Origin of the sequence: Moorena producens 3L, from assembly GCF_000211815.1 — a bacterium.
GTDB lineage: Bacteria > Cyanobacteriota > Cyanobacteriia > Cyanobacteriales > Coleofasciculaceae > Moorena > Moorena producens.
Genome location: NZ_GL890940.1, coordinates 81,561 through 99,372 on the forward strand (window position 1 = coordinate 81,561; position 17,812 = coordinate 99,372).

11 protein-coding genes and 1 pseudogene are annotated in these 17,812 nt (G+C 45.2%); 9 read left to right on the plus strand and 3 right to left on the minus strand.

The window, feature by feature from the left end:
* Nucleotides 1–58 precede the first annotated feature (58 nt).
* Nucleotides 59–721 (minus strand): class I SAM-dependent methyltransferase, encoded by a 663-nt coding sequence (locus LYNGBM3L_RS20050; RefSeq protein ID WP_008187144.1) that lies wholly within the window; start codon nt 719–721, stop codon nt 59–61.
* Nucleotides 722–1,077: 356 nt separating this feature from the next.
* Between LYNGBM3L_RS20050 and tftA the strand changes: the two genes are divergently transcribed.
* On the plus strand, nt 1,078–2,433 hold the full coding sequence (gene tftA, locus LYNGBM3L_RS20055) for a hormogonium tapered terminus morphoprotein TftA (RefSeq protein ID WP_008187147.1): 1,356 nt from the start codon (nt 1,078–1,080) through the stop codon (nt 2,431–2,433).
* Between the two features lie 59 nt (nt 2,434–2,492).
* Here the strand turns inward: tftA and LYNGBM3L_RS20060 are convergent, their stop codons facing one another.
* Nucleotides 2,493–3,263 carry a hypothetical protein gene (locus LYNGBM3L_RS20060; RefSeq protein WP_008187150.1) on the minus strand — a complete coding sequence of 257 codons (771 nt, stop codon included), beginning with the start codon at nt 3,261–3,263 and terminating at the stop codon, nt 2,493–2,495.
* Between the two features lie 524 nt (nt 3,264–3,787).
* Between LYNGBM3L_RS20060 and LYNGBM3L_RS20065 the strand changes: the two genes are divergently transcribed.
* From LYNGBM3L_RS20065 to LYNGBM3L_RS20090, 8 genes and pseudogenes are all read left to right on the plus strand, one after another.
* Complete coding sequence (locus tag LYNGBM3L_RS20065) at nt 3,788–4,870, plus strand: RRXRR domain-containing protein (protein WP_008187154.1); 1,083 nt, start codon at nt 3,788–3,790, stop codon at nt 4,868–4,870.
* Between the two features lie 19 nt (nt 4,871–4,889).
* Nucleotides 4,890–6,128: a DUF3747 domain-containing protein gene (locus LYNGBM3L_RS20070; protein WP_008187156.1), complete on the plus strand. Its 1,239-nt coding sequence runs from the start codon at nt 4,890–4,892 to the stop codon at nt 6,126–6,128.
* A gap of 911 nt (nt 6,129–7,039) precedes the next feature.
* Complete coding sequence (locus LYNGBM3L_RS34115; protein WP_008187157.1) at nt 7,040–8,650, plus strand: FG-GAP-like repeat-containing protein; 1,611 nt, start codon at nt 7,040–7,042, stop codon at nt 8,648–8,650.
* Nucleotides 8,651–9,249: 599 nt separating this feature from the next.
* Nucleotides 9,250–9,485, plus strand: a pseudogene (locus LYNGBM3L_RS50465) (hypothetical protein).
* 850 nt (nt 9,486–10,335) lie between these two features.
* Nucleotides 10,336–12,240, plus strand: a complete 1,905-nt coding sequence (locus tag LYNGBM3L_RS34120) for a DUF4114 domain-containing protein (RefSeq protein WP_008187159.1) — start codon at nt 10,336–10,338, stop codon at nt 12,238–12,240.
* Between the two features lie 317 nt (nt 12,241–12,557).
* A complete protein-coding gene (locus LYNGBM3L_RS43975; RefSeq protein ID WP_008187160.1) occupies nt 12,558–12,698 on the plus strand; it encodes a hypothetical protein in 141 nt (46 codons plus the stop codon).
* Between the two features lie 54 nt (nt 12,699–12,752).
* Nucleotides 12,753–12,938, plus strand: coding sequence for a hypothetical protein (locus tag LYNGBM3L_RS45160; protein ID WP_161603176.1), 186 nt, complete (start codon nt 12,753–12,755; stop codon nt 12,936–12,938).
* 79 nt (nt 12,939–13,017) lie between these two features.
* A complete protein-coding gene (locus tag LYNGBM3L_RS20090) occupies nt 13,018–13,692 on the plus strand; it encodes a hypothetical protein (RefSeq protein WP_229414621.1) in 675 nt (224 codons plus the stop codon).
* Between the two features lie 131 nt (nt 13,693–13,823).
* Here LYNGBM3L_RS20090 and LYNGBM3L_RS20095 read toward each other — a convergent pair whose 3' ends face one another.
* Complete coding sequence (locus LYNGBM3L_RS20095; RefSeq protein ID WP_008187164.1) at nt 13,824–17,645, minus strand: HEAT repeat domain-containing protein; 3,822 nt, start codon at nt 17,643–17,645, stop codon at nt 13,824–13,826.
* Nucleotides 17,646–17,812: the final 167 nt, after the last annotated feature.

Here is a 17,812-nt window from a genome sequence, read left to right on the forward strand (position 1 = left end):
GGCCCACGCAAGACGAGTCGTTGATCCAAGAATCCCCGTTCTTACAGGACGGGGAGTGTCAATTCTTTAGTGCTAGGGTCAATCCATCAGCAATTGGTACCAAACTAAGGTTTACCCGTTGGTCTTGATAGAGCTTTTGATTAAATGCTCGAATTGCCTTAGTTATGTTATCGACTACCTCAGGATCCGCTACTCGCCCCGACCATAAAACATTATCCACAGCAATTAGTCCACCATTACGCACCAGTTTCAGTGCCTGCTCGTAATAGTTTTCGTAGTTCCGTTTATCGGCATCAATGAAGGCAAAATCAAATGTACCTGCCTGTCCCTCTTTCAGCAACCTATCCAGAGTGTCCAGTGCTGGCGCAATTCGCAGGTCAATTTTGTCAGCTACTCCAGCTTGTTGCCAGTAGCGACGTGCGATCGCAGTATACTCCTCACTGATATCACAAGCAACCACCAGGCCCTCTGGTGGCAAAGCTAAGGCTACAGCTAAAGCACTATAGCCTGTAAATACCCCCACCTCTAGAGTTTTCTTGGCTCCCATCAACTGCACGAGTAAGGCCATAAACTGCCCCTGTTCAGGAGCTATTTGCATCCTAGCCATAGAATGCTGTGCTGTTTCCAGCCTAAGCTGGGTCAAAACTTCTGGCTCTCTTACAGAAACACATTTCAAGTAGTCGTAAAGCTGGTTGTCTAGTCCAAAGGTTTGATTCGCCATTGATATATAGTTTGCTAAAAGCTATGATTTTCCGGGTGTTGCTCAAGCTAAGCAATCATACTATTCATTGTTTATTATTCGTAAGCACTCAGCCGTCAGCTGTCAGCCGTCAGCTTATTTTATTCAAAAGCATCAATCACTGTGCCCACAGGCTTTTGGCTAATAGCTGATACGCGACACGCTGATGCCTGAATGCTTACTATTATTCATCCATCCATTTTGCTGTGGTTATTGCTTGCTATTGCCTATTGGTGGGATGATTTGTCCAGTCCAACTTCCCCTAGCCATAGGGAAACTAAATCCTTATCCTGGAGAGAGCAAGTGCTCAATTAAGGGCTAAGGGCAAAAAGCAAGACATGGGACGTATATTTATTTCAGCAGGTCACGGTGGCATGGAACGTGGTGGTCGTGACCCAGGGGCGATTGCCGGTGGGACAACGGAAGCCGAAGAAATGATTCGGCTGCGAGATCTGGTGGTGCCAGAATTGCGATCGCGTCGGTTTGAAGTATTATCTGTTCCTGATGAATTGAGTTTAAAGCAGACAATTCAATGGATTAATGACCGTGCTCGTTTTGGTGATGTAGCGTTAGAGATTCATGCTGACGCCTTTTCCAATCCTAACATCCGAGGTGCCTCTGCCTTCTACATTTTCAATAACACTGAGCGCAAGAAGCATGCTGAACTAATGCTGCGCTATTTGATCACACGCCTTCCTGAACTGCCGAATCGAGGAGCAAAGCCTGATACGGACTCAGGTGTTGGCCGTCTTGCCTTTTGCCGTGATGTTATCCTTCCCTCCCTACTGCTCGAAGTTGGCTTTTTGACTAATCCCCAAGACCGTGCTCTGCTCCAGAATCGACGTCGTGACATGGCCAGAGGCATAGCTGATGGACTTGCCCAATGGAGTAGTTTGATTTCTGGTGAACAACCACCCGATGAATTCAATCCCGTTTATCCCATCATTGATATTAAAATCAATAATCAGACTTACGATGATCGAGGTGTTCTAATCAATAGCAATTCTTACATTCCCATTGACCTAGCCGATCGCCTAGGAGTGGATTTGACCACCGCCGAGAATGTCCGTCGTGTGCAATATCGGGGAGTCGTTTATGTTAAGGCCATTGAACTAAGGGATTATGACATCTTTGTCGGTTGGGATACTGCCACCCGCACTGTGATTTTGCGCTCAATTTCCCAGAAAATCTGTCCAGGTCTGATTGACCGGATCATGGGTCATGGTAGCACCTCCGAAGTCCAGTTACAGATATTTCTTAAAAACAATAATCAGAACGCCCTGACTGAGTTTCCTGACCTACCTAGGCTCTATCGAGAAGAAGCCTCCGTAGAGGGAGTCAACTATGACATTGCCTTTTCCCAAGCTTGTGTAGAAACTAACTTCCTACGCTTTAGCGATCGCCTTAGACCTGAGCAGAATAATTTTGGTGGTTTGGGAGCAGTGACTAGTGATGAAGAAGCGACTTTTCCTAGCGCTAGAATTGGAGTACGTGCCCATATCCAACACTTGAAAGCCTACGCCAGTCAGGAACCCCTAGTCCAACCCTTGGTCGATCCCCGGTTTCGCTTCGTTACCCGAGGGATTGCTCCCTTAGTTGGGCAGCTCAGTGGACGCTGGTCAGCTGATTTAGATTACGGTAAGCGAATTATCGCCGTTGTCAGGCGTTTATATGAAGCATCTAACTTGGTTTAATCCCGATTCCCGATTACCGATTCCCGATTCCCGATTCCCTGCCCGTAGCGCTATAACTGCTAAGCTGTCTTGAAAAACCGAATAATTTCTCGGACATTATCCAGAAATTGACTATCTGTAGTTAATTGTGCGATCGCATTTTCAGAATCCCGAGCTAAACGTTGGTGTTCCGCATTGTTATTAGCTTCCAGTTGTGCCATGGATGCTTCAAGTTGGGCTAAGCCTTTACGAGTCTCTTCCCAGTAACGCTGATGGGTTGCCACCCAAGAGTAAGGTTCTTGTGGGTCTAGTTGCTCTTGTAGACCTTTGACACTTCTTTCGAGAGCTTCAAAACGATTCTGTAGTTCCATTACATCTCGGCGAGGATAGGTAAACTCTTGCCGGATCATCCTTAATCGAGCTGCTAAATACTGGTAAAAACGTACCGCTGGACGCAAAGCAGTTAAAAGCAAAGCTGCTCCCGAACTGACGTAGCCCACAGCACTAATCCCAGTAGCAGCAAGCATGTAAAGACCCACAGCAGATAACACGTGAAGGGCGATTGCTACGGTTAGCGATCGCTTAGCTATCATTTTCACATAGTCTAATTGCTTCGGGTCAACCGCAATCTCATTTTCCCTGGAAGCCGACCCCTCTGCTAAAACTTCCCTAGCTTCCAAGTGGACATTCCATGGCACTGTCACAATCACCAACAGCCACCAAAAGCTAGCCACACCAATCACCCAATCCAGGAAATGACCAGTACTGATGTGCAACCATTGCAACAGCCCAAATACCAATAGGGTTAGAATTCCTAACCCAGTCCCTACACCAGCAATATTAAATAACATTCTAGCGACCTCCGACGGATTTTCAGCCTTGATCCCATCATGCTTAGAGATAACCCTCAGGCTCGAAAACCTTGTGATAGTTTCGCCAGCTTCACACTGATATTAGTGTCCTTAGCTACTTTTGCTCAAATTTTATTAATCAAAAATAAAACTTAAACCATTAGAACCAGAAACATTTAATCTGAAAGTTAATCATTATAGCTTGAAGCAGTTGTCTTAAAATTGACAAATCCTAAAAGCTCAGTACAGATGCTGAAATACACAGGTAAGTAGTGTCAATAACCCCAACCTACTGCGTTGTTCGCGTAGCGTGGCCTACGGCCAGGTTGGGGCTTGGAGAGACAACTAACTCTCCCAGGTTTGACTAGGTCATCGAGCCTCATTCTGGTACGCACGTACGGATACTTCCCCAGTCCGTACCACTGTAAGACTGTGTTGTCAGTCGCTTGCTGAAAGGACATCTTGAATGAGGTGACCGAAGGGACGGGTAACCCCCAAACACTTTACTCGTGAGGATTATCTCCATGTTACGAGTCCCAGTAATTTCACCAAATGGACAACCCTTAATGCCGACAAAAGCCTCTAGAGCGAGACGTTGGGTTAAAGAAGGTAAAGCCATCATCTACCCTAACGCCCTCGACATCTTTGCGATTCAACTAGTAGCTGAACCATCAGGGGAGGAAACTCAGTCGATTGCTGTGGGGATTGACCCCGGCAAAATGTTCACTGGCTTGGCTGTCCAGTCAGCCCAAGCCACCCTCTGGACGGGTCATCTGGTACTACCCTATCCCAAGGTCAGAGACCGGATCGATACCCGAGGCATGATGCGGCGAACTCGCCGTAGCCGTCGGATTAACCACAAAATTCCCTACGACCAACGCGCTCACAGACAGAAGCGCTTTGAGAATCGGCTAGCCAAAAAGCTTCCCCCATCCATCAAAGCCAACCGTGATTTAGAGTTTCGTGTGGTCAGTGAGTTATTCGAGCTTTATCCCATTAGCCAGATCGTCTATGAAGTGGTCAAAGCCAAAGGGACAAAAGCTTTCTCTCCAGTGATGGTGGGGCAATACCAATCCATCCAACGCCTTGAGGCAACATTCACGGTCCCCGTCACCCAAAAGATGGGATGGGAGACCTCAATGGCACGAAAAGGGTTGGGGTTAACCAAAGACAAGACCGATAAGAGTCGTCAGACGGCTGAGACTCACGCCAACGACGGTATAGCCTTGGCATCCTTCCCCTTCCGAAAGGTCAAGACCCAGTACTACCGCAACGGTAAAGTCGTGACCCCCACCGTGGCTGTGGTCACCCTTGCACCTTTCGCCGTGGTTTCCCGACCGCCAATTAGCCGTCGTCAACTCCACCTACTCCAATTTTCCAAGGGCGGTAAACGCCGAAAGTACGGAGGAACCACCACTCGCCACGGTTTCCGTAAAGGCGACTACGTGGAAGCTGTAAAAGCGGGTCAGACCTACCGAGGGTGGATCAGTGGCGATACGGCAACACAAGTTTCAGTGAGCAATAGCAACTGGAAAAGAATCGGACAATTCTCAGCCCGGAAAGTCCGATTACTCAAACGCTCCACGGGCTTACTTGTCAACTACTAAAAGGAGGCGCGAAAATTCGATGAAAAATTCTTTAAGACAAAAATTACCACAAAAACTAGCCACCTTCGCCACCGTTGCCCTAGCCACTGCCTTCTCAACAATCAGTCTTGGCAACCAGACCTCCGCCGCTACCTTCGAGCAAAAACAAGTTGAACAAGGCAAGTTTATTGCTGTAGCTCAACCCTTTGGTGCAAATTCCCATCAACTGCTGATCATAGAGCAAAAATCCAACAAGCGAGCCTGTTGGAGCGAGAGTGGTACTAACCCAGTGATCGTAGACCCACTGCTGTTGAACTTTGACTTTACTGGCATTTGCGGACGTAGTACTGATAGCAATGGCTATTCCATGCGCATGGCGGGTGAAGACTTAGGACTCGATTACATCCTCAGCATTGTTGAGCGTAATGGTGAACTGTTGCTAGTGGGTAAGCACCGCCTTGATCGTAAAGCTCCTGAAGTAATCATCGGCAGAACTGGTGGTATTAGCCAGGGCTTTATGAAAATTTTTCTCCAGCCCGGTTGGGAATTTGCCAAGAGAATGTTCAATGGCAAAGAGCTAGGTCACGTCTACCTTGCTACTAATACACCCCTAGGTAACACAGGAAGTACTGATCCATCCAAGCTTCCCCCACTTCCGCCACGGGAAACCTCTAAATTTCGGGATATTGCTAATGATGTCTATGGCTCAGAAATTGAAAAAGCTGTAGCAATGGGATTTATTGCTGGATTTCAGGACAATACCTTCAGACCCCAAGGGTTTCTCACCAGAGAACAACTCGTGTCTATGGTGATTGAAGGCTTAGGTAAACTGCCAGGTGCTACTATTACTGTCCCCACTCAAGCATCAGGACGGCCCTATCGGGATGTTGAGGCTGGGCGCTGGAGTGCTGCCAAAATTCAATGGGCGAGGGACAACAACATTGTTAGTGGCTATCCTGATGGCACCTTCCGACCAAATAAGTCCGTAACTCGCGCCGAATTGATGGCAGTACAAAAAAAAGCTGCTGAATTTGCCAAAAGCCTGCAAGGGCAGCCAGGGGTACTCGTTTCTACTGAGTCAGTCACACAATTTTCCGACACCGAAGGTCACTGGGCTGTTGCTCTGATTTCTGAAATGTCTGCCTACTGCCAAGTGGCATCTCCCCTCAACGAAAGGGGTAACGCTTTCTTGCCCGATTCTCAAGCACGCCGGAACTATGCCGCTGCTGCTACTCTGCGTATGCTCAACTGTGTCCAGCAGCCCATTACTCAGAAGTAGCACATTATCCTTTAAGAAGCCCACAACAAACGTCTGTTGATCAGACCTCAAGTAAACAACCTCAGCTATCAGCGTGTCGCGTATCAGCTGATAGCTTACATCACCTGATGATATCAATTCCGGTACCCTGGGATTGATCACAAACCCGATTGAATACTGCCCCAAAGTCTCTATTTTATTCCTCCCTCCCTGAACTCTGTCTGTTGGCCGTTTTCCGTCGCTTCTCACCAACAAATAGAGATGTAAACCAGAGATACGGCGGTTTGCATAACTATCAGGTACACAGGATTTTTTCCCCTCTTCCCTCTTCCCTCTTCCCTCTTCCCTCTTCCGAACGCGCCCCGCGTGGCCCACGGCCTCAGTCCCTGCTCCCTGCTCCGAAGTCCCTAAAAACCGAGAAGTTTGTACCTTGAATTGCAAACCGCTGTATAAACGTGAAGACTAGAAATTAATCCGGAAAAAAAACTGTAAAGATTTGATGAAGTAAGTGATTTTTTAGTGACATCGAATCATAATTATGTCATCTATAGTAATGGTAATTGATAAAAAAATTCCCATTATAGCAGTCGAAGTAAAGCTTAAGACATCTTCTGCTCCCTGCTCCGAAGTCCCTTTCAACTAAAAGACGATGTCCTAAACTATACTTCCCTTGCTATACTATAGCGAGTAGGAATACATACTTTTAGCTATTATCCAATAATCAGCCATTATTTAGTTAAGTAAAAGTTAAAAATATTTCGATTTAAAAAAGTTTCATATCCAATCTAGCAATCGTTATTATATAACTTTTGAAAATATTTCATGTACTCCAATAGGGATTTATCATAACACCAAAAACTACTCGGAGCTCTTTCCTACTATTCCCTATTCCCTGTTCCCTATTCCCTAAAAAGGAGAGGATAATAGTAATTATGCCAACATTTGAGGCAGAAGACACAACTAGGCTGAGTCTAGAGAACTACATAGTTTTTGATAGTGACATTGCTTCCGGTGGCCAAGCTATCGAGATTCCCAAAACCAATACTAGTGAACCAGCATTCATTCGTTTAACCTGGACAGAAGCTGACGGTCCTGCTGGTAACTATAATTTTAATATTGCCCATTTTGATGAATCAGATGGCAGAGCTACCCTGACACTTCGTGTCAACAGTATCCCAATTAGTAGATATATTTTCAATAAAAACCCAGGAGAAAAGGGCAATCCACCCATAGACACACCCAATTCTGGTAATTATATCGGGTTGACTGGTTCTATATTTGATGGTTTATCCAATCCTAATCCCATCTTTGAAGACGTAGCACTGACTCCAGGGGATCAGATTGAAATCTCTGCCGTGGCGGATAGTTTGGGGAATCAAACCGATGAACTAGCGCGGATCGACGTTATTGAAATAACACCAGCAGTGGAAGCTGGCCCAGTTATTACTTTTCCTGAACTTACCATTACCCCTACTGATGGCACATTAGCCGAAACTGTGCCAAAAAGTGGTGGTATTACCATCACCCGTACCGGAGACATTAGTCAAAGCCTAGAGGTAACTTACACGGTCAGTGGCACCGCTAGCCCCTCAGATTACAAGCCCATCCTAACTGGTACCGTTACTATTCCAGAAGGTCAGGAGTCAGTAGATCTCAAGCTTACCCCAATTGCCGATGGTATAGCAGAAGGGGAAGAAACTGTCATTATTACCCTTGAGAATAGTCCCGACTATCAATTAGGTGAGACTCCCAGTGCCACTTTCACCATTACCGACAATGACCAATCCACTATCAGCGAGAGTGTGACTATTTTCTGGCGTAATGACGAGACCGGAGTCAATGGTGCTTGGCTGATGGATGGTCTCGACTTAGCTCAAGCCGTAACAATTCATTCACCAACAGAAGCAGCGGACAGTCCTTGGCAAATGCAGGGTGCAGGGGATTTCAACGCTGATCAACAACAGGATCTTCTCTGGCGTAATACCTCTACTGGTGAAACTGGCATCTGGTTGATGGCAGGATCGGTGTTTCAGAATGCAGTGTCCATCACCCCAACTCCAGACCTGGACTGGGAAATTCGTGGCACCGAAGATTTTAACAGTGATAATCAAGAGGATATTCTCTGGCGCAATACTTCCACTGGGGAAAATAAAGTCTGGCTCATGAATGGCACTACTGTGGCTCAGGAGGTGTTCATTCAATCGGAACCAGTCACTAGTATTTGGGAAATGAGGGCAGCGGGAGACTTGGATGGAGATGGTGATGGGGATATTATCTGGCGCAATACTCAAGAGCAAACTATTTACTATTGGAGGATGGAAGGGACTCAGTACATTGAATCAGTGTTGATCTCCTCACCAATCAGTAGTGGTCAGGAGGTAATCCATGGTACCCTCGACATCGATGATAATGGTGTCGATGATATCCTCTGGCGCAATCTCGACGATGGACAAAATAGTGTCTGGCTGATGAATGCTAATGGGTTCGATCGCCTGGAGAGGCTTGAGCCAGTAACTGATCCCAGTTGGCAAAGTTATGTTTAAATACGTAATTTCAATTACCTAAGTATTTAGCCAAGGGCAATCAGCTAAAGCCCTTGGTGCGTTAGCTGATTGCTTACATGTAGAGACGTTATATAGCGTTTACAAATGAGATGTAAACCTGTATGGTCTTTTTTTTATTGGACAATAAAACTCCGGAGCTGTTTCCCCTCTAGCATGGATGCCTCTTGCCTCTTGCCTCTTGGCCTTTGGGAGTATGTTCACAACTCAAATATAAAGGCTATATAGCTATCAATTTTCAAGATTTATAAAAGTTCAAGATTTATAAAATAATCATTTTTGCTTAGGACTTACCCAAAACTGGACTCGAAACCCTATCACTCTAAAGGCTATCACTCCAAATGCCATAAGTAGTAGGTTACGTTATTAAGGCACCTTACCAGTATAATTACTGCCTAAGCCATGTTTATAATAAAACCTATGGTTCGATTACCTAATGGATTAGTTTTCGATGAAAGATAAACTCAATATTTTTATATTAGTTATTTTATGGATAGTTATATGTATGTTGTGATATCTAGCATTTTTTAATTAGGTGAGGTACATAATTTTGGGATTTTCGGTAACAGGTAACAGCGGCTCTGGGAATAGGTAACAGCGGCTCTGGGAATAGGGAATCGGGAATCGGGAATCGGGAATCGGGAATCGGGAATCGGGAATCGGGAATAGGTAATAGGGAATCGGGAATAGGGAATAGGGAATCGGGAATAGGTAATAGGTAATAGGGAATAGGGAATCGGGAATAGGGAATAGGAAAAAAACTCTGTACATCATGACTATGAGAAACGCTATAAAAAAAATCATAATAGTTATATAAAGTATATATAAAGTAGATTTTGGGTATTGTTTATACCCGTATAATTATTAAAAATGCGTGTAATGGTGTTTACAAATTCAAGGGACGAAAGAATGCAGCGCCGTTTTGGGCAGCCAGTTGCTGATATCAATCCCCATCTCCCCATCTCCCCATCTCCCCATCTCCCCATCTCCCCACACTTCCCACACCTCCCTCTCTTTCCCTGATCAGAAGTTCCCTATTCCCTGTTTCCTATTCCCTACCTGCAGCGCGATGAAGCGAAGCTTCCGCTAAGAGCGATCGCATTAATTATTCTCTAGTCATCGAAAATATTGACCAATTCTCATATCCGTAACAATAGGATAAAGTTTTGATAAAATTACTACATTCCATGGTGACATAATATCCAATTCATGTCATGAATGAATAAAGGAATTGTTTGACCGCAAAAACTCAAGCTCTTGGGGGAAGACTATAGTATAGTTATGAGACTATGTCAGCAAAAGAATTTTGGTGGAGCATCTACGGAATTTAGATAGGTTTTGAAACACGGAAAATCAAAACCATGTAACTAATACAGCGGCCGATTTATCAGATTTTTGATTAGCTGTAATAATCGGTGCTTTTGTGAAGGTTTAGCATAGTATTATACTCTTTCCCATGACTCTAGACATCTCCAGAAACTCGGTTTTGACCCAGGCATTGCAAGGGTTTGAGGTTAATTTTTGGAGATGTCTTCTGTAAAGGGTATCCATATCCTGGGGATTGAGTGGATATAAACTTGCTAGGGTATTACTTGCTGCCAAAATAAAATTACCAAATAAAATTACCAGAGCTTGAAACACAGATAAAGGTTGGAGACTACAACACTATGACGAGAATTGAAGCCGAAAATTTATCTAGTATAACTAACTTTGTAACTACTCCTAATCCTGATGCCTCCGGGGGCGCACTAATCAGTCTATTTGATGCTGTTAATAATACTGCTTTCCCCCCTGGTACTGCTAGCACAAGCTTTAATCAGCCCACTGGTAGCTATGAAGTAATCATTGGCATCTTTGACGAAATAGATGGAGAAAGCACAATCGATGTCAGGATTGGCAGTACCGTCTTTCCCACAATCACTCTTAATAATCCTGCCTCTACTGCTAGCGGTATCCCCGAAGCCTCCACTTTCGTCCCTTTGCAGATTAGCTCTAGCACGTTTATCCGTAATGGAGACCTGATCGAGGTTAAAGGTACCGCTGATGGTGATGAATTCATCCGATTTGACTATATTGAATTCAACCTGACCAACGAACTCCCGATAGCTGTAGATGATACGGCCACGACTACTGAAGATACAACCGTTAACATTAACGTCTTAGATAATGACACCGATACTGAGGGAGATAGCACTCTAACGGTTATTAGTGATCCCAGTAATGGTAGTGCAGTAGTAGATGACAATGGTACTCCTGATGATCTAACCGATGACGTTATTACTTACACTCCGAATCCCGACTACAATGGACCGGATAGTTTTACTTATCAGTTAAACGATGGGGTTAACCCTGCTGACACCGCTACCGTTAACATTACTGTTACTCCTGTAAATGATGCACCAGATGGTACTGCTGTGGTTAACAATAACGGTACCTTGGATAATACTAATGATGACGTTATTACTGATACTCCTGATCCAGATTTCAGTGGGAATGATAGCTTGATCGATCAGGTATCTGATGGCAACGGCGGCCTTGATACAGCGACTGTTGATATTACTGTTAACTCGATCCCTACCTTTGTTCCTTCGACTCTGACTCAGAACCCTAACAATACTTTTACTATCACTAGTGACACCACTGGCAACGCTCAACTCCTATTCACCTTTATTAGTCGAAACGCTACTAATGTCAATGAAATTGGGGTGTTTGTCACGGATAATGACCAAGGTACAGTTAATGGTATTGCTCCTGGTCAGGAAGGCTATGTGGAAGCGGCTCTATCTAATGCTCAGACTATTTTCTCTGTGCTGCTAAATCCGGAAGATAGTGGTCAAACTAGTCGTCTAATTAATAATTTTGATGTAGGGGATCAATTAGGATTTTACCTAGTACAAAATAGCACCAGAGAGGCCGTGCTAGCAGGAGAAAATGTTTCTGTATTCTTCGGTGATGCTGCTTTCAATAGCGATGGTTTAGACCATATCCAAACCGAGACCAATAGCGACGGTGTCTTGACGTTAAACTTTGAAGATGCTGATGACCAAGACTTTGATGATTTAGTGGTAACGGTTCAAGACGCTTCGGCTTTAACTCCTACTGTAGGGATAGGGAGTCCCCAGATTCAAGGGCAAGTGGAGCTGTTGGATTTAACCGATGTGACTGGAACAGTAACACCTGAGTTTGTGGTTAGTAGTCAAGCAGTGTTTGAGAATAGCTTTGGCTTTTATCAGGTTGATGATGCTAGTGGTAAAATTGGTAATCTCAACCCCGGTGATGCCGGTTATGCAGAGCTTGCAGTCTCCAATCAGGTAGATTTAGCCAGTGGGCTATCCGGTGGGGTACTGTTAGCTCCGTTCCTAATTGCTAATGGCACTGTTGAGGAGTTCCTGACTCAGAATCCAACGAATCAGCAGGGTTCCGGTCTGAATGCCTACTTTAGTTTCTTGCCTGCTAACCCTGATCAATTTGATCACGTCCGCTTACTAGGGGACAATCAGTTTAGCTTCGAGGATACCTTTGGTGGTGGTGACTTAGACTATGACGACTTGGTAGTGGAGGTTATCTTCTGAGTTTGATTGGGAGTGGGGAGTAGGGAATCGGGAGTAGGGAGTCGGGAGGGTGGGAAGTGTGGGAAGTGTGGGAAGTGTGGGGAGGGTGGCTCACAGGGGTAGGTTTTTTAAATTAGGGTAAAACATGGGGCGACCCAGAGGGAGAGGAAAAGGAAAACAACTTAGGTGCGCTTGACCTTGGCGAATTAAATTCGCCACGGGTCGCACCTGAAGAAGCGATGATTTTGAACGACAAATTAAGTACATTGTCTTATCCCCCACACCCCACACCTGAGGTCTTTGTAAAAAACCTACCCTGATGAGGGGGAGATGGGGAGATGGGGAGATGGGGAGATGGGGAGATGGGGACTATTGCCTATTGCCTCTTGCCTCTTGCCTCTTACCTGCTCCCTAAAACCCAAGAATTTGTACCTCACCTAATTGAAAACCGCTATATTAAGGGTAATGTCATAACATGATATTATACTTCTATTGCCGAAGAGTGTTTGTGGATGCATTGAGATGCACCCACAATGGTGTTGGCAGTCTACAACATCCAGAATTATGCAATATATAGCCGAGATTATGATTTAATTAATCTAGCGGTTTTTAGCCTAATGAGGTACAAAAAATTTTTACCTTCTTCCCGATTCCCGATTCCCGATTCCCGATTCCCGATTCCCGATTCCCTGTTCCATAAAAAAATGTACCTCACCTAATTAAAAACCGCTATACTTAAATTATATTATGAAACCAGTCACCAAAATAGCTGTTTTTACAGTACATAAAGCAGGTTCAATGTTATTGCACAGAATAACTTTAGAAGCTTGTGCTTTGGCTCAACTGAAATACTATTCTCCCAATAATAAAGAGTTAAGTGATAGTTTATTATATTTTCAAGACTTTAAAGTAAATTGTTGCCAGTCAGCTCTTGCTGAGTTTAATTATATAGATACAGGGTGTATTGGCCCTATACGTCGTCCCCTAGAGATAGACTTAGATAGCTGTTTTGTAAACCTACACCTACGAGATCCCAGAGATGGTCTGAATTCAATGTTCTTTTCTTGGACAAAAACTCACGGAGGCATAAAGAAATCGATTCGAGACGAGTGGCTTTCTTGGGGAATAGACAAGTTTGTGATTTCCTTCAGTGATGATTACTTTGAGAGATATGAAAAATATCTAAATCACTTCATTGGTCATCCTGGTGTTAATCTACTCAAGTATGAAGATATGGTAGATAACTTTGATAGTTGGTTCACCTCGTTTGTTCAACCGTTTCAACTTTCTTCAGAAGATATAAACGGCTTGTCTAAGCAATTATCTGATCAAGTAGATCCCAAAAATGCCAAGCCCAATACTCACATACGTAAAATCACTCCTGGAGATTTCAGAAATAATCTTAAACCTGAAACTATAGATACTCTAAATCAAAAGTTTGGCCATATCCTCTCGGCATTAGACTATTTGTAAGCATTCAGCTATTAGCTATCAGCTATCAGCATTCAGCTATCAGCATTCAGCATTCAGCATTCAGCTTTTGAATAAAATAAGCTGACCGCTGACCGCTCACTGCTGAATGCTTACATATTCCCTACTCCCTACTATGGATTCTGCCATCCTTCCACAATCGCCATGCCCACATTCACATAGGGATTATCTAATAATTCTCTAAGGGCTTCTTTGCCACCACTTTCTAAGGCACTAAGCAACCGTTGTTTAGTACTTGCTGGAATGGCGATATTTACAAAGGCTGTCTTTTCTAAATCCGTGGCGTTGGGATTACTTTGCTCTAATTGTTTTAATAATTGTTGAATTTCGGCTGCGGCTTCACTTAGAGTTTGCTTTTGCTCCGGGGCATAATTATTATTTTGAATCGGTTTAAATTCTTGTTGACTGCCACTTTGAGCGGTATCGACAAAGCTATTTTGATACTGAGATTGATCGTATTGAAACTGATACTTGGAGTGATAATTGGAGTGATTGGAGTCTGACGTTGATTCACTCATGGCGTTGTTTTCAACAGTGATAAGTCGGCTTGCTTGTAGTCTAGCAATTTCGATCAGGTCTTGGTAATGCTTCTGGTAAAGGGCAAGCACGCCATCCTTGTTGGTGGTTTGGGTGAGCTCTTGCCGAGAATTAAACCGCTGGATGAACTGGTCACTGACGGCATGGTCTTTAGTTTCCGCAGCAGATTGAATCAGGACTTCCCGTAATACCAGAGCTTGGTTAACCTCCAACAGGGTCGCCAGCAGCAGGTAGACACCGCGAAATCGGGGGTCACTCAGATGCTCGTGCTGACGTTCTCGATTCTCGGTTTTCAGGAAGGTCTGGACGATAAAGTATTCCTGGATTTTATCGTGGCGAAAGTACCATTCTCGATAGGTACGACCAAACCCATCCTTCTGCTGACGAGTCAGTACCATTTTATAGCGTTCCATACACTGCAACTCATCCAAGCAGTCGTTTTCTGGGATGGTAATTTGATCATGGAGGCGCATCTGGTAGACGGTTTCAGCAAATTCAGCCAGGGGAAAGGGACAAAGGTGAATCTGTTGATAGTCCTCTGCCATGATTTCATACTGCTGCTGTTGCAAGTTGAGCAAATCCGGGTCTTTGCCCTGGGCCAACAGTTGCGCCACCAAGGTCAAATCCATGGGATTGGACAGAAACCGACGTACTGCCGTTAACTCCTGTTTCGATTGGGTTTGGTGGAGTTGGCTGGCCAGATAGTCGTCACAGGCTTGCTCGTACTCCACACCCGATACCGGGACATCCTCCGGCAAAATCCCTTGACGAGAGGTGAGGAACTCTGCGATTTGCTGGCGCTTCAGGGGTTGCAGCACGTAGGTTTTAGCCGTGGCTGGGGGTTTCCATTCCAAGGGTTGGGTAGTGAGGATAATATGCCCATGGACGTGATGCTCCACAAAAGTATTAATAGTAGCCCTGGTGTCTGGGCTGACTTCATTGAGTCCGTCAATGCAGATATCTAGGGTATTGTAGTTAATCAGGCTTTGTAGGAATAATGGGTCATGGGCAGCGATGGGCAATTTAGCTTGAATCGCTTCCACCACACCACCGGCACATTGGCTAGCTGGCAGGTACACCGACAGCCGCCCGGAGGTTTTGACTAAATTCCGCAGAAACATGGATTTACCCAGTCCCGATTCCCCTTCCAGAACGATGGGAGACTGGAGTTGGCCAATGGCGGTTTGAATCGGTTGGGTATGGGTGGCTCGTCTTATTTTAACGTAAGAGTTGGGAAAGTAAGCCTGGGGATCGAAGCTATCTAAGCTAGCATCGGCCACCAGCACTTCACGGAAGGGAGCCAGTAATCGGTAGCGCAACCAGGGAATCCAGGTTAGAGCCACGCTGATATAGCCTAAGCCCACAATAGTGCGGAATTTCCGGTCCCAGATTAGAGCTTGGACTTGGGAAGAACGGGGATAAATGATGATCAGCAACAACCAGCCACTGACATGGATTAACCAAAGCTTAAAGGCAATCAGAAACCAGTGCTTTCCTTCTAGGGCGATAATTTGAGCATTGACGGCGGCAGCAAGTTGGGAGTCTATAGACTTAAGATTATCGTGGTGTTCCTTGAGCAGCTCCATGTCTGCTTGTTCCCAGTTGACCTTGTCAACAACTATGGCAATCTGCCTTTCCAAGTCTTTGCGCAGTTTAGACAGAGATTGAGTATCTTCCCAGATTTCGGCAAATAGGTTGAGAACTTCTAACCCTTCTTGGTGATTGATGGTCTGATCTTTATTTTGATGGGGATATTGCTCGGGTGAGCCCAGCCACTTGATTAAGACCAGTGAGTTTTCTTCCCCGCCACTGAGGAAATAGGCCAGAAAACGGAGGCTTGGTGCTTCTCGCTGGTACCAGTAAACTTGATTTAATACCGAAAGTAAGTGTTTTACCTCTAATGGTGCCATCCGCTCCAGAGCTTCTGCTACACTTTCACGAACCCAGCTTTCTGACTCGGTTAAAAGTGGAATGATTTGGGGAGCATACTCAGAGGGTGCTCCTCCCATCTTCCCCAGAGCTTCTGCTGCACTACGACGAACCCAGCTATTTGAGTCGGTTAAACGTTTAGCAATTTGGGGAGCGTACTCAGATGCGGCAGCTCCCATTTGTCCTAGAGCCGATGCTGCACTATCACGGACATTACTATCTGAGTGGGTTAAAAGCTTTGCGATTTGGTGACTGTACTTATAGGCAGGGGCTCCCATTTGACCCAGAGCCGATGCCGCACTAGCACTTACCGAGTTTTTTGAGTGGGTTAAAAGTGGCAGGATTTGGTCAACGTAATCAGAAGCGGCTGTTCCCATCGCCCCCAGAGCTGATGCTGCACTAGCACGGACATTACTATCTGAGTGGGTTAAAAGTGGAAGGATTTGGGGAGTGTACTTAGAGGCCACTGTTCCCATCTCATGGAGAGCCCATGCTGCATTAGAACTGACATTACTATCTGAGTCGGTTAAACGTTCAATGATTTGGGGAATGTGCTCAGAGGCTGCTGCTCCGATCTCCCCCAGAACTTCGATGGCATTATAACGGACATCACTATCTGAGTCGGTTAAAAGTTCTAAGATTTGAGGAAAGTATTCAGAGGCGGCTGCTCCCATCTGACCCAGAGCCCATGCTGCACTATAACCGACATTCGAATCTGAGTCGGTTAAAAGTGGAAGGATTCGAGAAGCGTAGTCTTTAGCTACTCCCATCTGCCCCAGAGCCGATGCCGCACTAGCACGGATATCACTATCAGTATCTGAGTTGGTTAAAAGTTTGGCAATTTGGGGAGCGTAGTCCTTAGCTACTCCCATCTGCCCCAGAGCTTTTGCCGCACTACGACTGACATTACCATCTGAGTCGATTAAAAGTTTGGCAATTTTGGAAATGTACTCAGAGGCGGTTGCTCCCATCTTCCCCAGAGTCAATACCGCACTATCATGGACATCACTATCTTCGTCGGTTAACAGTTCAGCAATTTGGGGAGCATACTTATAGGCCGCTGGTCCTATCTCACCCAGAGCTTTTACTGCACTAGCATGGACTTTGGACTCAACCGACTTTCTCTCATTCTCGGTCTCATCACTCTCATGCTTATAGGTCAATAACTTTGCAATCTTGTCAATTCTGTCTTTAGGAATCTCAACGGAGTGCTTGAGTTGATCCAATTTATAGGTAGACAATTTGTTCAAAGCTTCAGCCCATACCAAGGGATCATGGTCATCCAGTGCTGCCACAATCCCCTTGAGCTGCCAGGATTCTAGCTCAGGCTTCTTTTCTTCAGCGTGACTCCCGTTGACAATCAAAAGTACCGCTACTAGCAGTGCTAACAGAAAACAGAGGGACTGGGTAACACTGGTCTTAAAGGTAGGGAAAAGCTTTGGGCAGTCGGCATGGCCTCTATGGGGCATGGTGGTAGTTTCCCAAGGAGTTAGTCAGCTAATAGGGATCCCCCCTAACCTTAATCAGGGGGGAAAAGAGCACAGAATAGGGAACAGCGGATCTGGTAAACAATCCTGTGTACCCCATAGTTATGAAAAACGCTGTAACTATAATTATGCTGATGTTGGTGCTAGAC

Bases quoted from the DNA above. Each gene is read 5' to 3' on its own strand.
- LYNGBM3L_RS20050 (WP_008187144.1), bottom strand. From the start codon at position 721: ATGGCGAATCAAACCTTTGGACTAGACAACCAGCTTTACGACTACTTG.
- tftA (WP_008187147.1), top strand. From the start codon at position 1,078: ATGGGACGTATATTTATTTCAGCAGGTCACGGTGGCATGGAACGTGGT.
- LYNGBM3L_RS20060 (WP_008187150.1), bottom strand. From the start codon at position 3,263: ATGTTATTTAATATTGCTGGTGTAGGGACTGGGTTAGGAATTCTAACC.
- LYNGBM3L_RS20065 (WP_008187154.1), top strand. From the start codon at position 3,788: ATGTTACGAGTCCCAGTAATTTCACCAAATGGACAACCCTTAATGCCG.
- LYNGBM3L_RS20070 (WP_008187156.1), top strand. From the start codon at position 4,890: ATGAAAAATTCTTTAAGACAAAAATTACCACAAAAACTAGCCACCTTC.
- LYNGBM3L_RS34115 (WP_008187157.1), top strand. From the start codon at position 7,040: ATGCCAACATTTGAGGCAGAAGACACAACTAGGCTGAGTCTAGAGAAC.
- LYNGBM3L_RS34120 (WP_008187159.1), top strand. From the start codon at position 10,336: ATGACGAGAATTGAAGCCGAAAATTTATCTAGTATAACTAACTTTGTA.
- LYNGBM3L_RS43975 (WP_008187160.1), top strand. From the start codon at position 12,558: ATGGGGAGATGGGGAGATGGGGAGATGGGGACTATTGCCTATTGCCTC.
- LYNGBM3L_RS45160 (WP_161603176.1), top strand. From the start codon at position 12,753: ATGGTGTTGGCAGTCTACAACATCCAGAATTATGCAATATATAGCCGA.
- LYNGBM3L_RS20090 (WP_229414621.1), top strand. From the start codon at position 13,018: ATGTTATTGCACAGAATAACTTTAGAAGCTTGTGCTTTGGCTCAACTG.
- LYNGBM3L_RS20095 (WP_008187164.1), bottom strand. From the start codon at position 17,645: ATGCCCCATAGAGGCCATGCCGACTGCCCAAAGCTTTTCCCTACCTTT.